This is a genomic window from Wolbachia endosymbiont (group A) of Volucella bombylans, from assembly GCF_964026965.1.
GTDB lineage: Bacteria > Pseudomonadota > Alphaproteobacteria > Rickettsiales > Anaplasmataceae > Wolbachia > Wolbachia pipientis.
Genome location: NZ_OZ034717.1, coordinates 845,937 through 860,253 on the forward strand (window position 1 = coordinate 845,937; position 14,317 = coordinate 860,253).

Annotated in this window: 16 protein-coding genes and 1 tRNA gene; 8 read left to right on the top strand and 9 right to left on the bottom strand. The window is 34.7% G+C overall.

The genetic code is table 11. The features are described from left to right. The first annotated feature begins 17 nt into the window (after window positions 1-17). Genes AAGD51_RS04230 through ruvC form a run of 3 tightly spaced genes read left to right on the top strand, consistent with a single transcriptional unit; the run spans window position 18 to window position 2,041 of the window. On the top strand, window positions 18-677 hold the full coding sequence (locus AAGD51_RS04230) for a TenA family protein (protein WP_010962391.1): 660 nt from the start codon (window positions 18-20) through the stop codon (window positions 675-677). A gap of 47 nt (window positions 678-724) precedes the next feature. Continuing rightward, the gene (locus AAGD51_RS04235) at window positions 725-1,552 is read left to right on the top strand and encodes a cytochrome c oxidase subunit 3 (RefSeq protein ID WP_006279354.1); all 828 of its coding nucleotides are present in this window, start codon (window positions 725-727) and stop codon (window positions 1,550-1,552) included. Further along, entirely contained in the window at window positions 1,553-2,041 is a 489-nt protein-coding gene (gene ruvC, locus AAGD51_RS04240) for a crossover junction endodeoxyribonuclease RuvC (RefSeq protein ID WP_015588791.1), read from the top strand. A gap of 44 nt (window positions 2,042-2,085) precedes the next feature. Here the strand turns inward: ruvC and ruvX are convergent, their stop codons facing one another. Further along, window positions 2,086-2,553, bottom strand: a complete 468-nt coding sequence (ruvX, locus tag AAGD51_RS04245) for a Holliday junction resolvase RuvX (protein ID WP_077188502.1) — start codon at window positions 2,551-2,553, stop codon at window positions 2,086-2,088. Window positions 2,554-2,856: 303 nt separating this feature from the next. Beyond that, window positions 2,857-3,036, bottom strand: coding sequence for a hypothetical protein (locus AAGD51_RS04250; protein WP_144054585.1), 180 nt, complete (start codon window positions 3,034-3,036; stop codon window positions 2,857-2,859). 72 nt (window positions 3,037-3,108) lie between these two features. Between AAGD51_RS04250 and AAGD51_RS04255 the strand changes: the two genes are divergently transcribed. Next, window positions 3,109-3,657, top strand: a complete 549-nt coding sequence (locus AAGD51_RS04255; RefSeq protein ID WP_341810376.1) for a transposase — start codon at window positions 3,109-3,111, stop codon at window positions 3,655-3,657. Next, window positions 3,651-4,058: a transposase gene (locus AAGD51_RS04260; protein ID WP_049973602.1), complete on the top strand. Its 408-nt coding sequence runs from the start codon at window positions 3,651-3,653 to the stop codon at window positions 4,056-4,058. The genes AAGD51_RS04255 and AAGD51_RS04260 overlap by 7 nt, the downstream gene beginning before the upstream one ends. A gap of 83 nt (window positions 4,059-4,141) precedes the next feature. Here AAGD51_RS04260 and AAGD51_RS04265 read toward each other — a convergent pair whose 3' ends face one another. Continuing rightward, window positions 4,142-5,524, bottom strand: coding sequence for an IS66-like element ISWen3 family transposase (locus AAGD51_RS04265; protein ID WP_341810379.1), 1,383 nt, complete (start codon window positions 5,522-5,524; stop codon window positions 4,142-4,144). Window positions 5,525-6,161: 637 nt separating this feature from the next. On the opposite strand from AAGD51_RS04265, the gene gatB reads away from it, so the two are divergent. Then, entirely contained in the window at window positions 6,162-7,583 is a 1,422-nt protein-coding gene (gene gatB, locus AAGD51_RS04270) for an Asp-tRNA(Asn)/Glu-tRNA(Gln) amidotransferase subunit GatB (RefSeq protein ID WP_077188500.1), read from the top strand. A gap of 1 nt (window position 7,584) precedes the next feature. Then, window positions 7,585-9,405 carry an NB-ARC domain-containing protein gene (locus tag AAGD51_RS04275; RefSeq protein ID WP_341810381.1) on the top strand — a complete coding sequence of 607 codons (1,821 nt, stop codon included), beginning with the start codon at window positions 7,585-7,587 and terminating at the stop codon, window positions 9,403-9,405. Between the two features lie 156 nt (window positions 9,406-9,561). Here AAGD51_RS04275 and AAGD51_RS04280 read toward each other — a convergent pair whose 3' ends face one another. The 6 genes from AAGD51_RS04280 to AAGD51_RS04305 all read right to left on the bottom strand — a co-directional run bounded on the left by AAGD51_RS04280 (window position 9,562) and on the right by AAGD51_RS04305 (window position 13,993). After that, on the bottom strand, window positions 9,562-9,981 hold the full coding sequence (locus AAGD51_RS04280) for a YqaA family protein (protein WP_077188498.1): 420 nt from the start codon (window positions 9,979-9,981) through the stop codon (window positions 9,562-9,564). A 6-nt stretch (window positions 9,982-9,987) separates the two neighbouring features. Next, entirely contained in the window at window positions 9,988-11,361 is a 1,374-nt protein-coding gene (gene cysS, locus AAGD51_RS04285) for a cysteine--tRNA ligase (protein WP_236515131.1), read from the bottom strand. Beyond that, window positions 11,354-12,010, bottom strand: a complete 657-nt coding sequence (locus AAGD51_RS04290; RefSeq protein ID WP_151807773.1) for an exopolysaccharide biosynthesis protein — start codon at window positions 12,008-12,010, stop codon at window positions 11,354-11,356. Before AAGD51_RS04290 ends, cysS begins: the two co-directional genes overlap by 8 nt. A gap of 90 nt (window positions 12,011-12,100) precedes the next feature. Beyond that, window positions 12,101-12,757 (bottom strand): exopolysaccharide biosynthesis protein, encoded by a 657-nt coding sequence (locus AAGD51_RS04295; RefSeq protein WP_010962397.1) that lies wholly within the window; start codon window positions 12,755-12,757, stop codon window positions 12,101-12,103. A 166-nt stretch (window positions 12,758-12,923) separates the two neighbouring features. After that, the gene (locus tag AAGD51_RS04300; protein ID WP_006013840.1) at window positions 12,924-13,091 is read right to left on the bottom strand and encodes a twin-arginine translocase TatA/TatE family subunit; all 168 of its coding nucleotides are present in this window, start codon (window positions 13,089-13,091) and stop codon (window positions 12,924-12,926) included. A 128-nt stretch (window positions 13,092-13,219) separates the two neighbouring features. Continuing rightward, window positions 13,220-13,993 (bottom strand): ABC transporter ATP-binding protein, encoded by a 774-nt coding sequence (locus AAGD51_RS04305; protein WP_236515133.1) that lies wholly within the window; start codon window positions 13,991-13,993, stop codon window positions 13,220-13,222. A 147-nt stretch (window positions 13,994-14,140) separates the two neighbouring features. Between AAGD51_RS04305 and AAGD51_RS04310 the strand changes: the two genes are divergently transcribed. Continuing rightward, window positions 14,141-14,217 (top strand) — tRNA-Arg (locus AAGD51_RS04310). The last annotated feature ends 100 nt before the right edge of the window (window positions 14,218-14,317 follow it).

Here is a 14,317-nt window from a genome sequence, read left to right on the forward strand (position 1 = left end):
TTTTATCGATAACTACAGTGTTCAGTGGCATAATTAGGAGCTGTTACGGGTCAAATCTTTTAAAGGATATAATTGAGCATCCTTTTAATGTTGAGTTAGCGAATAACACCCTAAATATAGAGAACTTCAAATTCTATGCTCAACAAAAGACGTTGTTCTTAGGTGATTATATTCGTACCACCTTAATTACTGCATCCAAAATGGAAGATTATAGTAGTATTATCTCGCTTGCTGAAGTAGCCCAAAGAGTAGTGACTGTTAATAGAATGCTATATGACTACTACTTTACTATGTACGGTATAAGTCGCGAAAAGAAATCTCTTGAGTGTTTTAATTTCACTAATTTTCTTTTATCCATCTCGCATAGTAATACCTATGAGGCTATGACGGTTTTGTATTCTTGCATGTTTATATACGAGACTGTCGTTGATAGCATGAAAAATAGATTCAAGAAAAATAATAGATATAGGGATTGGTTTAATTTTTGTTACAGTGATTCAGTAAAGTCTGGATGCATTATTTTGGAAAATATTGTTGATGGATATTGCAGCAGAGCAAGAGAAAACGAAAAGAGCAGAATGCTTGAGTTGTTTAGAATAACTGCACAATTTGTGTTAGATTTTTTGAACGGTGCATATAATTTTTCAAGATTCAATCAATTTCCTAAGGAACATTGACAATTTTAAGCTAATTTGTATCCTTAATAAGTATTTTTTAAAATGCTATGAAAAGTAAAGAACATGATTTTCATTTAGTGGATCCAAGCCCTTGGCCAATTGCTGTATCAGCAGCAATTCTTATTCTTGCACTTGGATTAGTTGGCGCGCTTCATAAACAAATTGTCGGAATGTTTTGTTTAGTTTTGGGAATCTCCGCAGTATCAGGGGTGCTGTTTTATTGGTGGAGAGATGTAATAAGGGAGGCCATTTATGACAAATGTCACACTGCCATTGTAAAACATGGACTCAAATTTGCAATGTACTTGTTTATTCTCTCGGAGGTCGTATTTTTTATAGTGTTCTTTTGTTCATTCTTTAAAGCCTGGCTTGATCCAGTTTTTTTATTTGAGGCGTTTTCTCCTGCAAAAAAAGTTGAATGGCCCCCTGAGGGAATTTTGCCACCTGATCCGTGGTCACTACCATTCATGAATACATTAATATTATTGCTTTCTGGTACAACAATTACTTGGGCAAATCACTCTTTACTTAAAAATGATAAAAAGAGCATGATTAAAATGCTGTCCATAACTATATTGCTTGGAGTTTTTTTTATAATAGTGCAAGCAATAGAGTATCATGAAGCGAGTTTTTCTCTACAAGAAACAGGAGAAAAGCTTATTTATACATCCAATTTTTATATGATTACCGGTTTTCACTGCGCACACGTTATAATAGGAATAATATTTTTATCAGTGTGTTTATTTAGAGCACGGAAAGGCCAATTTACACTTCAGGACCATTTGTGCTTTGAGTTTGCCTCCTGGTATTGGCACTTTGTAGATGTAGTCTGGATATTTTTATTTTTGTTTGTCTATTGGTTAAGCGTTTATTAAGTGGTTAAAATAATAGGTCTAGATCCAGGAATAAGCAAGACTGGGTGGGCCATTATCAGCCTGAACGAAAAAAATAATATTGAATTTTTGGGCGGCGGTACCATATCAACTGATGGTAAATTGGGTACAGGTGAACGCCTACATACAATTTTTGAACAATTAAAGAAAGTAATTTCCCTATACTCTCCGAATGAAGCTGCGGTGGAGAAAATTTTTGTTAATAAAAATCCTAAATCTTCACTAACTTTAGGATATGCAAGAGGGGTTGTAATTTTAGCGTTAAAAATAACAAAGCTAACTATGAATGAATATGATGCAAACTATGTAAAAAAAAGCATTACCGGAAATGGCCATGCTGATAAGGATCAGATGATATTTATGGTGAAGCAAATAGTTAAAAATTTGAGTATAAAATGCCACCATGCTGCTGACGCTCTTGCTGTAGCAATTTGTCATGCTTATACGAAAGGTTCTTGTTTTGTTGAGTAACTTTTATATGGGATTCAGTTTGAAGATTTCCAGATCTGGAAAAACTATTTGATTGTATTTATCTTGTCTAACGTTCGTTGCAAAATAATACATGCGGAGATTTTATCATCTATTTTTTTCGATTTTGTGATTGATATTCCAGTGATTTTTAGTGTATGAGTTGCAATAGATGTTGATAAGCTCTCGTCTTGTAAGTATATATTTACTTTATATTTTTTTATTATTTTATTTGCAAATTGGATTATGGTTTTACACCATTTAGTTTCTTGCTCGTCTATGTTTAATGGTATTCCTATTACCATTGATCCAGCTTCATTTTCTTTGAATATTCTATGCAGATAACCTAAATCTTTGCTCATATTTTTTCTGTGATATATGCTATGAGCTGTGGCTATGAGCTGTGTTTTATCGCTAAATGCTATGCCTATTTGCTTTTCTCCCATGTCAAGGCACATTATGCGCTTATCTTTTGGAATAGACTTTAGAAACTCATCTGGATTTCTATGTAGCATCTATTAGACTTCCTTTAAAGTGACCTTACCAAAAAAGTGGAGAGAAAGTTAAGAAAATTTTTTACAAAAAGAATAATGAATCAAATTGCTCAGGAATGCAATAGACTTCTTGCATAACCCAAACTAAGTAGAAAAAAGGTATCATCTAAGTAGCTGACACTGGTTTCCATCCAAAAGGGCAGTGCCCCTATGATGTCATTCCAGTGCTTGACACTGGAATCCAGACTTTAATTGTTATACTTGTAAATAAGTCTGGTGAGAATAGACGTTCATCTCAAAATGCAGTATTTTTGTTGAAATAGCTCAACTGGATTCCAGCGTCACGCGCTGGAATGACACCTTTGTGTTTGCATAGCTGTACGAACATTGTGATTTGAGAGCAATCTCCACAAGGGAGGATGTCATTCCAGTGCCCAGACACTGGAATCCAGGAAAAAGAATGGTGTCATCCAAGTAGCTGACACTGGGATGGCTTTGTTGCATAGCAACTGAAAAATCTGGTGGCTACTGACAAAATTCATTATAAAATAGCCATTTAACCTTGAAAGAAAAAATATGCCACAAAAAATGAGGGTCAGTAACCATAGCGAATATAACAAATTTCTAGAAAAAAGAGGAAATATTTTTCATTATATCAACGAAGCCATAGAAAAGTGGTACGAGAATGGTCCAAAAATACCAGGTGGCAACAATATTTATAGCGATAAAGTTGTAATTTTGGTGCACATAATAACTTGTTTATTTAGAATAGGCCTGAGGCAAACAGTTGAGTTTATAGCAGGATACCTTGAGCAAATTGGGAAAAATTTGCAAGTTATCAGCTATTCACAATCATCAAGAAGGTTTAAGAAACTCAATATTAAGATCAATGATTGCAGAATTGATAAAAATAATATGGAAGATATCGAAATTGCTATAGACAGTACAGGAATTAGTATATACAACAACACTCCTGGTCATAGCAAAGAAAATAGCGAAGATAGAAAGTATCGCAGCTATGAACAGACAAGAAAATTGCATGTAATGTTGAATACAAACAGCAAAAAAGCCATAGCTGTAAAATACAGTAACGGTCTGATCACTATGGAGCTTGTGATTTGCTAAAAGAAGTCGATTTTCAGTATGTCATAAAAGTACTATATGCAGATAGGGCATATGACAGAGAAAAGCTCTATAAGCTGTGTAATCAATATGGTATAAAAACGAAAATTCCTCCGAAAAACAACGCAGCAGAGCATCCAAAATTGGATTATATGCTTGATAGAAATGCCGCTATTCAGTTAATGAAATTACATGGTGAGAATGGTATAAAAAGATGGAAAGAAGAAGTAAATTACGGAAAAAGATCGTATATTGAAGGATTTTTCTCAAGGTTGAAGCGAATATTTGGGTTTAGTTTTAGGAGCAAATCTGAAATTAATCGTGAGAAGGAACTGCTACTCAAGTGTTATTTGCTTAACAAATTTACTGAAATAGGCATGGCTAAGTTTGAGATAGCTTCATGAATTTATTGTACGTTACCTACTATCCGAAGAGCGATGCAACAAAGCCCACTGGGATCCAGAAGGTATCCGTTCAGGAGAGTGGTTTAAGAAACAATAGATAGGAGATTTTGGAAAGGATTGAGACCCCTTTGTTTCCAAGTTAAGTATAATGAAATTATCCGCTCAAGGAATGTATTTCCCCGCTTTGATTGTGTAAAATATGAGTTTTTGCGATAAACGACATAATGCCGAATTTGCCGTTCAGCGTGGTTATTTGTCAGCGGAATATTTTCTGGGTCATCTAAAAATTTCCACATCATTCTTTCAGATCTCAGAACATTTTTTGCAACTCGAGAGGCTCCAATTGCTTCAGGTAAACGAGATATCTCCTTCAAGTAATACTTTGTACGTTTTCTTAATTTTCTGGCACGTCTGACAAACCTCAAAACATCTATCTCACTTTTTAGTAAAGCTTTTTTTAGTGCAAATAATTCAGTGGCCACGTTTCTCAAGTAACAACCCAGAACTTTAACTTCAATATTCCAACTATGTGCTAATCTTTCAAAATCTCTTGATAAATGTGCCCAACAGATTTGCCTGTTTTTATCGGCAAAATAACTGTATGCTGCATACCTGTCAGTTATTACCAAGCTATTGCGATTGCAGAATTTACTATTTTGTAAAACTTTCATTCCTCTTGACTCTGTAAATTTTACAAAACTTGCCGTATTGCTTGCAAACATCCAACACCAAGCGAGTTTACCTTTGTTATAATGGCTCGTTTCATCAATATGTAGAACTTTACTCCTACTTATCTCTTGTTCGATCTGCTCATACATTTTTTTGCATTTTGAAGCAACTCTATGTTCACTATTTGATATGCTACCGACGCTTATGTTCAAATTGAAGATATCATTTACGACACTCGCTATTTCGCGTTTTGAATTTTTGTAGAATCCGCTGAACGCTGCAATTATTGACTTAACCCTTGGACCAAATGTATCTGGCGTAACACCTTCCGGTAACTTGCTACTTCTTCTCTTTCCGCATCTCCGACAACGGCCATGTTCTAACTGATATTCCACTACATAAGGCTTGATTTCTGGAAGATCAACTTTCTGATGAATATATGGTTTTTCACATATTGCAATTTCTCCTCCGCATTCGCAAGTATTAGGCAACTCTATCTTTACTACTTTATCTGCATCCATGTTGGCGCGAAAACTTCCTTTATGACCAACCTGACCGCCAATATTCCTTTCGCTTTTCGGCTTATTCTTTTTTATTTTATACAACTCTTTGGAACTTGGTATTGATGAATTTTTTGAGCTTAAACCGAGTCTTTCTCTTAACTCAGCATTTTCTATCTTTAAAGCCTTATTTTCTGCTTTTAAACTTTCATTCTCTTTTTCCAATCTTTCTATTTTTGCTTCTAACCTTTCTATTTTTTGCTGTAAATTTTTGCAAAGTTCTAAAAGGTTTACCATATTATTTCACTTTTGCTCTATGATTATCTTTTTAGATCACCTTGTCTACCTTATTCTGCCACTCCGCTGAACGGATACTCCAGAAGACTTAATTTCAACCAAATAATAAAGGCTGGATCCCAGTGCTTGGCACTGGAATGACAGCAATCCTACGTCATACCGCGATTCATTCGCGGTATCTCGGCCGCTAACAAGTAGCGGGATGACGGTTATCGTTTAGCTACAAACATTAAGAAATTTACCAAACGAAAAAAAAGGCAAAAGAAACCCTAGGGTAGCTAGTTATTCACTATCCATTTTTTAAGTTGGCGTTTTTTTATGTTTTAAACGCTTTATAAGCGCGTTTCAGCTTATGTAGGTAGAAGTTTTATAAAGACATAAGGTGCACATAGTGCAAAAAATTAAACATGAGACGCCAGATACGTGAGTTTTTTTGTCATTTAATCTGTACAGAGAAGATAAATAAATAGCTTCAATTTTATGATAAGAGGGCTGGCGAAGCTTGTCAAGTAATCTTTTGCATTTAACCCGTTTCTATGGGTAAAACAATCTGCATACCACTTAGCTAACATGAGTTTTGTTTTGACTTTTTGTGCTAATTTTGCAGAATATTAAGATTATCATTTAAATAAAATACATGACGAAAGAGGATTGGGAAGCGGTAATTGGGCTTGAGGTACACGCTCAAGTTTCTTCTAATACGAAGCTATTTTCTAGCTCATCAACGGAATTTGGTGCTGAGCATAACACTCAAGTTTCTCTAGTTGATGCGGCAATGCCAGGTACGCTGCCAATACTAAATTATTACTGCATAGAGCAAGCAATACGCACTGGTCTTGCACTTTCTGCAGAAATTAATAAGTATTCTTACTTTGATCGGAAAAATTATTTTTATCCTGATTTACCGCAAGGTTACCAGATAACTCAGTTTTTTGAGCCAATAGTTAAAAACGGTAGAGTATTTATCAACGACAATGAAAAAGAAATAAGAATTGCGAGAATTCATTTAGAGCAAGATGCAGGAAAGAGCGTTCATGAGGAAAGCAAAACTTATGTAGATTTAAATCGTGCAGGGGTTGCTTTAATGGAAATTGTTTCAGAACCAGATCTCCGTTCATCTGCGGAAGCTGCAGAATGCATGAAAAAATTGAGGCAGATTTTGCGTTACATTGGTTCGTGTGATGGTGATATGGAAAAGGGATCACTTCGTTGTGATGCAAATGTTTCTGTCCGCCTAAAAGGCAGTAGCGCACTTGGCACTCGTTGTGAGATAAAAAATCTGAACTCGATACGTTATATTGTGCAAGCTATAGACTATGAAATACAAAGACAAATTGAAATTTTAGAAAGTGGGGAAGAAATAAGTCAAGATACCTTATTGTTTGATGTTGCTTCGGGAAAAACAAAAGTGATGCGAAACAAAGAAGATGCAAGCGACTATAGATACTTCCCTGAGCCTGATTTATTACCTGTTGAGGTAAGCCAGGATAAAATCGATTCTATTAAATCATCTTTGCCTGAGTTGCCAGATCAAAAAAAGCTGCGATACATTGAGGAATTGGGTATCAACGAATACGATGCAAACGTCATTACTTCCGATAAGGCGATTGCTGATTACTTTGAGGAATTGATAAAAAAACATGATTCAAAGCTCGCGGTCACCTGGTTAACTGTAGAGCTTTTCGGTCGTTTAAATAAAGCAGGTATTGATATTGTGAGCTCCCCAATCAAAGCAAATGCTTTGTCCGAACTCTTAGATTTTATCGTTGATGGAACAATCTCTGCTAAACTTGGCAAGCAGGTATTCGATAGTATGTTTGAAACTGGCAAACCTGCATCTTTAATTATAGAAGAGCAAGACCTAAAACAAATAACCGATAGAGGTCAAATATCAGGAGTTATCGACACAATCGTCAATAACAACCAAGATAAAGTTCAAGAATACAAAAGCGGTAAAACAAAGTTATACGGATTCTTTGTCGGCGAAGTTATGAAACTTACCAAAGGAAAAGCCAGCCCTGATGTGGTGAATTCAATTTTGAGTGAGAGATTAGAGTGAGGTGCCTGTAAGATTATCCTGCTCGGCAGTTAAGCGCACCTTTCATGGTATTATGTATCAAGCGAGATGGCTAATGCTGTTTCCTAAACATGCAGTAGATAGAGAGTATTCTTTCCGCCTATTCACAGAGAAAAAATCAGCTAAGGATTTTGATGATATTGTTCTTCGGTATGAACAAGATGGGAAAATAGTACATAGATTCATACAAGTCAAGCACAGGCAGGGCAGGCACAAAAAGATCAGCATAGGTGACTTATTAACACCGGGAAAGAATGGTGCGTTTGGCTTAATAAAATATCTCATTGCTTATTTAAAGATCAAAAGTAGTGGAGAGTTTGAGGGTGAAATAAAGGATTTTTTTATTGCCACAAATGTCGGTTTTGACTTTGAAAGTCTAGCAGATAAGGGAATTTCATTTACAAGAATGAACACAGAAGATGAGTTTCTGAATATAGGCAGTAGTGTAAGATATAAATTTGATAATAGTATTATCTCACACTTGCAAGAGAATATGGATTTTATAAAGGGTGAGGTAGGTGGACAAGTTAGCGATGGAGAAATAAATAAGAAAATAGAGGAATTTCCAGATAAATTGGTGTTTGCAGTTAATTTACCTAACCATGCTGAACTGGAAGGATTAATCAAAAATGAGATAAGTAACAAATTGATCGAAAAGTTCAACTACTTTGGTAATGACGAAACTGCTTACAACGCGCTTTTTATGAAAATGTGGAGTTGGATGAAGGATAGAGAAGGACGTTTCCTTTCACATAAAGAAGGCGAAGAGCTTTTCCGAAAAGTAGAGATGTGTGCTAGTACTTTAAGTGAGATAAGACAAGAAGTAGAGAAAGGGAATAAAGAAATAGGTAAAATAGCAAAACAACAGCGTAAGGATAGTAAAACACTGCATAAAATACATGCAGTTGCAACAACACAGAATAACAAGCAGATAGAGAAGCCTATTCAGTTTAATATGGTATATCCAGTTGAGATGTTTGTTGGGAGGGACAGCGAATTGCAAGAAATATATGGTAAATTGCATGAAAGTACTGGCAAACTAACGGCAATATCACAAATGGTTGTTATCGGTGGTCTTGGAGGAATAGGAAAAAGTGAGTTAGCTAGGAAATACGCTTATGAATATAGAAAAGATTATGATGGCAATGTTGTATGGGTAAACGCTGAAAACTTTGGAATTATGAAGAATTCTTTTCTGAAGTTAGCTGAGGATGATAAACTAGGTATTCCTCCCCAGGATAAGTACGGAAATGACAAGACGATAGAAACTATTGTTAAAGAAATATATGCTTTCTTTGCAAGAAGGGGAAGGAAAAGCCTGTTCATTTTTGATAATGCTGAGGGATATGAGGATATTAGTAAGTTTTTGCCATTCTCTTTAGGCCAGGACTATAACAAGCCTTGCGTATTAATTACTTCTCGTAGTAAAGATTGGAAAGTAGGAGAAGAGGAAGGTAAGATACAAGTAATACAATTAGATGAGTTTACTGAAACAGAAGCTTTGAGGTTTGTGAAGAAGGCTTTGAATATAAGAAATAATTTACAAGATGAAGAAATAAAAAAACTAACAAAAGAATTGCAGTATTTTCCATTAGCTTTGGGGCAAGCAGTAAAATATATAAACGAAAGCAATATTGTACTAAGTCGTAGAAGTAAGAAAAAAATTAGTGTTAGTGACTACCTGAAAGAATATGAAGAAGAAGCAGAAAAACTGCTTGACTTTGAATCCAAATATAAAAGTGACTGTTATACTAAAACAACATTTGTAATTTGGAAAATTACAAATGTCCTACCTTGCTCCTGATGATATTTGTATAAGAGAAATTTTTTCAAATAAAGTTACTTTTAGCTCATGGTGCATCCTTATAACTATTGAAATTTTGCATTTAATTTATAGCTCCGCTTCTATCAGGGCATAGGATGACAGAAGTGGGCTTTAATAGCTGTAGTACTATAGCTGTTATACGCCAAAAGTAAGTATTAGATATAACAAATAGAAGAAATTAGATAGAATGATTAAAGGGGCAAGGATATAAAGGTTTAACTTAAAATAACCTGATAAAATTTGAATCACACTTCCAAGTGCTGGCACCCACGAAAGTAATGCAACTGCACAAATCAGTAGATTTCTTACGATTTTTGGTGTTTTATGCTCGTTCTCTAGTTTGTGGTATGATTTTCGTATAGAGATTGTTATTCTACCTAAGTACCAGTTAACTATTCCACCAAGGCTTGATCCTAGTACTCCAAAAAATAACATAAGTAGTGGAGTGTGATACGACCTGAAATAAAGCATGGTATTGAACACAAAACCTTGATGTATGGGTAAGACTAATGATGATACTAGACTATCTGTGAATAACAGGAAGTAGTTTTCCATATGAATTTACCAGGTTGTTGTACCATCTTCATTGTCAGAAATTGTAATCCCCATTTGTTTCAACTGATTTCTTATTTTGTCTGCAGTATCGTAATTTTTATTTTTTTTTGCAATTTTTCTTAAGTCTATCAACCTTTCTATTTCTTGATGATTTACATCCACAGCAAACCACTTTTCATAACTTGACTCAAGAAGACCAATAAATCTGGCACTCTTAACAAAACTCTCAGTTAATTTAAGCTTTTCACTTTCATTACTCATTTTGTTGATTTTTGCAGCCATTTCATGTAATATAGCTAGAGCTTCAGGGATGTTTAAGTCGTTTTTTAAAGCGTCTATAAAATCTTTAGAAATCTCTGCGTTACTTTCATCAATATTCGTTATATCTAAACCACGTAATAACCGATAAAATTTGTTTAAGGTTTCCTGTGCATCAGAAATAACGTTTTCTGTCCAATCAAGTGGTTTTCTGTAGTGAGTTTTGAGCAGTGCATAGCGTATTACTTCACCCTTTATTCCACTATCTAGCAAATCCCTTACTTTGACTATATTAAATAAGGACTTGCTCATTTTTTCTTCATTTACTGTAAGAAAGCCGTTATGTATCCAGTATTTTGCAAACATTGATCCAGCAAATGCGGACTTACTCTGTGCAATTTCATTTTCATGGTGAGGAAATTGTAAATCTATGCCGCCACCATGAATATCAAAATCTTTGCCAAGGTAAGCATATGACATTGCTGAGCATTCTATATGCCATCCAGGCCTGCCCTCTCCCCATGGGCTATTCCAATAACTTGAAAGTTTGTAGTCAATATCATTTGCAGGCTTCCACAGCACAAAATCTCCAGGGTGCTTTTTATTTTCATTAACTTCAACTCTGCTACCTGGAACCAATTCATCAGTTTTTTTTCCTGATAAAGCACCATATTCATGGTAAGATTCTATATTAAAATACACGTGTTTGTCAGATTCGTAAGCGTGGCCTGATTGCAGTAAATGTTCAATTAATTTTATAATATAATCTACGTTTTCCGTTGCTTTTGGCTCGTGTGTTGGCTCTTTACAATTTATGCTTTCCATATCATCATGAAAAGCTTTAATGTAATATGTGGTTATACTTTCTATGTTGCTATTTTTCTCGCTTGCTGCATTAATTATCTTATCATCAATGTCGGTTATGTTACGCACATAGGTAACTTTGCCATAACAAAACTTGAGTAGCTGAAATAACACATCATACACAACAACAGATCGTGCATTGCCTATATGTGCTGTGTCATATACTGTTGGTCCGCAAACATACATTTTCACATGATCTTTATCGGTTGGTGTAAAAAGTTCCTTTTTTTTTGTTAAGGTGTTGTAAAGCCTAACCATATACAAAGCTTTTGAGAAAAGAAAATGCCCCAATTATAAGTTGTGGCCCTTTGACTACTACAACAAGAGTAAGCAATAACCCACACAATGATATTAGAACTCCCAATATGGATAGAAACCCATCTTTACTCATGATACCAAGCGAAATAAGAGTCGTACCAATTGCAGGAATGAAGTTAGTAAGAGGTAGTGGAAGAGCTATTGATAACGCACAAAGCAGCATTATAAAAGCTAAAATTTTTTCACCGGGCCCATAGAAAATAAAAGACATTCTTGGTCTCATGAACTTTTCTATTTTTTTTAATGCTGGAGAAGTTTTCTCTACCACAAAAGCTAGTGTTGAACGCTGAAAAGACCTTCTTTCCAACCAATGCGGCATCCAAGGAGAATCAAATCCAAATAGAAGCTGCAGTGAGAATAAGATTAAAGGTATAGAAAGAATAGTTGTATAACCAGGTGGAACCGGTATAGGCACCGATAGCGGCAAGGAGAAGATGATTATTAAAATACCAAAACCACGCTCATGCAAAGCTGTTTTAATGTCAAACAAAGTTACTTTATTGCTATCATTGTTATTGGTATCTGCAACTTCTTTTAGAATATCAGAAGCTAATTTATCACTTTTAGTCAACTTATCATTTTTTGACACGAAAAACCTTTGATAAAAATAATTCTTAACACAATTATTGTTTTATTTCAATATGCATTATTCATTTTGCGCTAGTAATTCGTTCTTTTGTTAAAGTGTTGTAAAGCTTTTAAGAAGAGAAAGTGCTCCGGTTATAAGTTGTGGTCCTTTGACTATTACAACAAGAGTAAGCAACAACGCGCACAATGATACTAAAACTCCCAATATGGATAGAAACCCGTCTTTACTCATAATGCTAAGTGAAATAAGAGTTGTGCCAATTGCAGGAAGGAAGTGAGTAAAAGGTAATGGAAGAGCTATTATTATTGCACAAAGCAACATCATAAAAGCCAGAATCTTCTCACCAGGCCCATAGAAAATGAAAGACAGTCTTGGCTTCATGAATTTTTCTATTTTTTCTAATACAGGGGAAGTTTTCTCTACCACAAGAGCTAGTGTTGAACGCTGAAAAGATCTTCTTTCTAGCCAACTGGGCATCCAAGGAGAATCAAATCCAAATAGAAGCTGCAGTGAGAATAAGATTAAAGGTATAGAAAGAATAGTTGTATAACCAGGTGGAACCGGTATAGGCACCGATAGCGGCAAGGAGAAGATGATTATTAAAATACCAAAACCACGCTCATGCAAAGCTGTTTTAATGTCAAACAAAGTTACTTTATTGCTATCATTGTTATTGGTATCTGCAACCTCTTTTAGAATATCAGAAGCTAGTTTTTTATCTTTAGTTAGTTTCTCACTTTTTTGCACAATTATCCTTTAATAAAATATTCCTCTTAAGCTAACATAGTTGTTGCTGTATTTCAATATTTGTTATTTATTTCATACCAACACTTCATCTCTTTCATTCTTTAACCTGACTAAGTTTTTAAACAGATGACATGCACTAAGGTGCATGTCACGAAGTATGAGGACGCTAACGATCTGGTTCATTAGACGATAATTTTTCTGAGTCCTTAAGCTCCTGTTTAAGGTTTTTGATGCCTTTTCCTAAATCACCCATAACTTGCGGTAATCTGCCTGCACCAAACAGAACTAAAATTATTATTAAGACTAGAAACAATTGCCATGGTCCTAAACTCATTTTCACCTCCATTTAAAATATTGACCTTTAAATATTAAAACTTGACTGAAGTCAAGTAACACATAGATTATATCACCTTTATTTAATTATAAATCAAGGTTTTTTAATTATTTTATAACAATCCCAAACTAGATTATTTTCTTGCAGCGAATAAGTGGAAACTTTTCGCTTAACTGTAGAGTAGAAGAGAGCTCACTAAAAAACTTTGCTAGCGTATCATCTTTAGGCTTATGGTATATATCGCTAGAAACTCCTGATTGAATAATTTTACCATTTTTCATTACGTAGATAAAATCTGCAACTTTCAATGCTTCTTGCGGGTCATGAGTTACCATTAGCACAGGGATATTTTTACTTCTAAAAAGGGACAATATATGTTGTCTTATTCGGCACTTGAGCAGTATATCTAAATTAGAAAATGGTTCATCTAACAACACAACATCAGGGTTTTGTGCCATCACTCTTGCTATTGCAACTAATTGTTGCTGTCCTCCAGATAAGGCGTTAGGGTACATATTTTCATATTTTTCTATATTGAGTAACTTCAAGATTTCCAATGCAATTAGGTGCTTTTCTCTCTTGGAAGAGCTGCGGATAGCAAAGGTTATATTTTCTACTACTGTTTTATGAGGAAATAATGCAGAATGCTGAAAAATCAATCCGATATTTCTATGCTCTATAGCGACTGATGCCTTATTACTTGCAACTAACCTATCATTTATAAAAATAGTTCCAGATTTTGGATTTTCTATCCCCGTAATTAATTTCAAAATTGTTGACTTGCCACAGCCAGAATGCCCCAATAAACATGCAACATTTCCTTTCTTTACTTTAATGTTTATATTGCTTAAAGCAAAGTCGTTTTGATTGTTATAGAAATAACCAATATTGTTAACTAGCATTAATCTTACTTAAACCATGTTATTAAATATAATAGCATTATACTCAAGAAGTACAGAAATGTTTTTTGTCGTCATAAATTGGTTATGCAAGAAATCTAGAAAAGAAAGGATTTTTTGCTATAACTTTACATGAATGGTAGGAAACACGGGACTATAGCTCAGCAGGATAGAGCGTTGGACTCCTAATCCGAAGGTCGTGCGTTCGAATCGCACTAGTCCCACCACATTGCTTCACAAATTTTATGGAGATTTTTTTTCACAAATACGCACACCTTTTTTTGCGGTTTTAAGATATAAATTCCCTAATAATAAAACGGGTTTTGT

Coding starts and splice junctions, on each gene's coding strand:
- gatB (WP_077188500.1), top strand. CDS start 6,162: ATGACGAAAGAGGATTGGGAAGCGGTAATTGGGCTTGAGGTACACGCT.
- AAGD51_RS04265 (WP_341810379.1), bottom strand. CDS start 5,524: ATGGTAAACCTTTTAGAACTTTGCAAAAATTTACAGCAAAAAATAGAA.
- AAGD51_RS04255 (WP_341810376.1), top strand. CDS start 3,109: ATGCCACAAAAAATGAGGGTCAGTAACCATAGCGAATATAACAAATTT.
- cysS (WP_236515131.1), bottom strand. CDS start 11,361: ATGGTTAGGCTTTACAACACCTTAACAAAAAAAAAGGAACTTTTTACA.
- AAGD51_RS04235 (WP_006279354.1), top strand. CDS start 725: ATGAAAAGTAAAGAACATGATTTTCATTTAGTGGATCCAAGCCCTTGG.
- AAGD51_RS04250 (WP_144054585.1), bottom strand. CDS start 3,036: ATGCAACAAAGCCATCCCAGTGTCAGCTACTTGGATGACACCATTCTT.
- AAGD51_RS04280 (WP_077188498.1), bottom strand. CDS start 9,981: ATGGAAAACTACTTCCTGTTATTCACAGATAGTCTAGTATCATCATTA.
- ruvX (WP_077188502.1), bottom strand. CDS start 2,553: ATGCTACATAGAAATCCAGATGAGTTTCTAAAGTCTATTCCAAAAGAT.
- AAGD51_RS04300 (WP_006013840.1), bottom strand. CDS start 13,091: ATGAGTTTAGGACCATGGCAATTGTTTCTAGTCTTAATAATAATTTTA.
- AAGD51_RS04305 (WP_236515133.1), bottom strand. CDS start 13,993: ATGCTAGTTAACAATATTGGTTATTTCTATAACAATCAAAACGACTTT.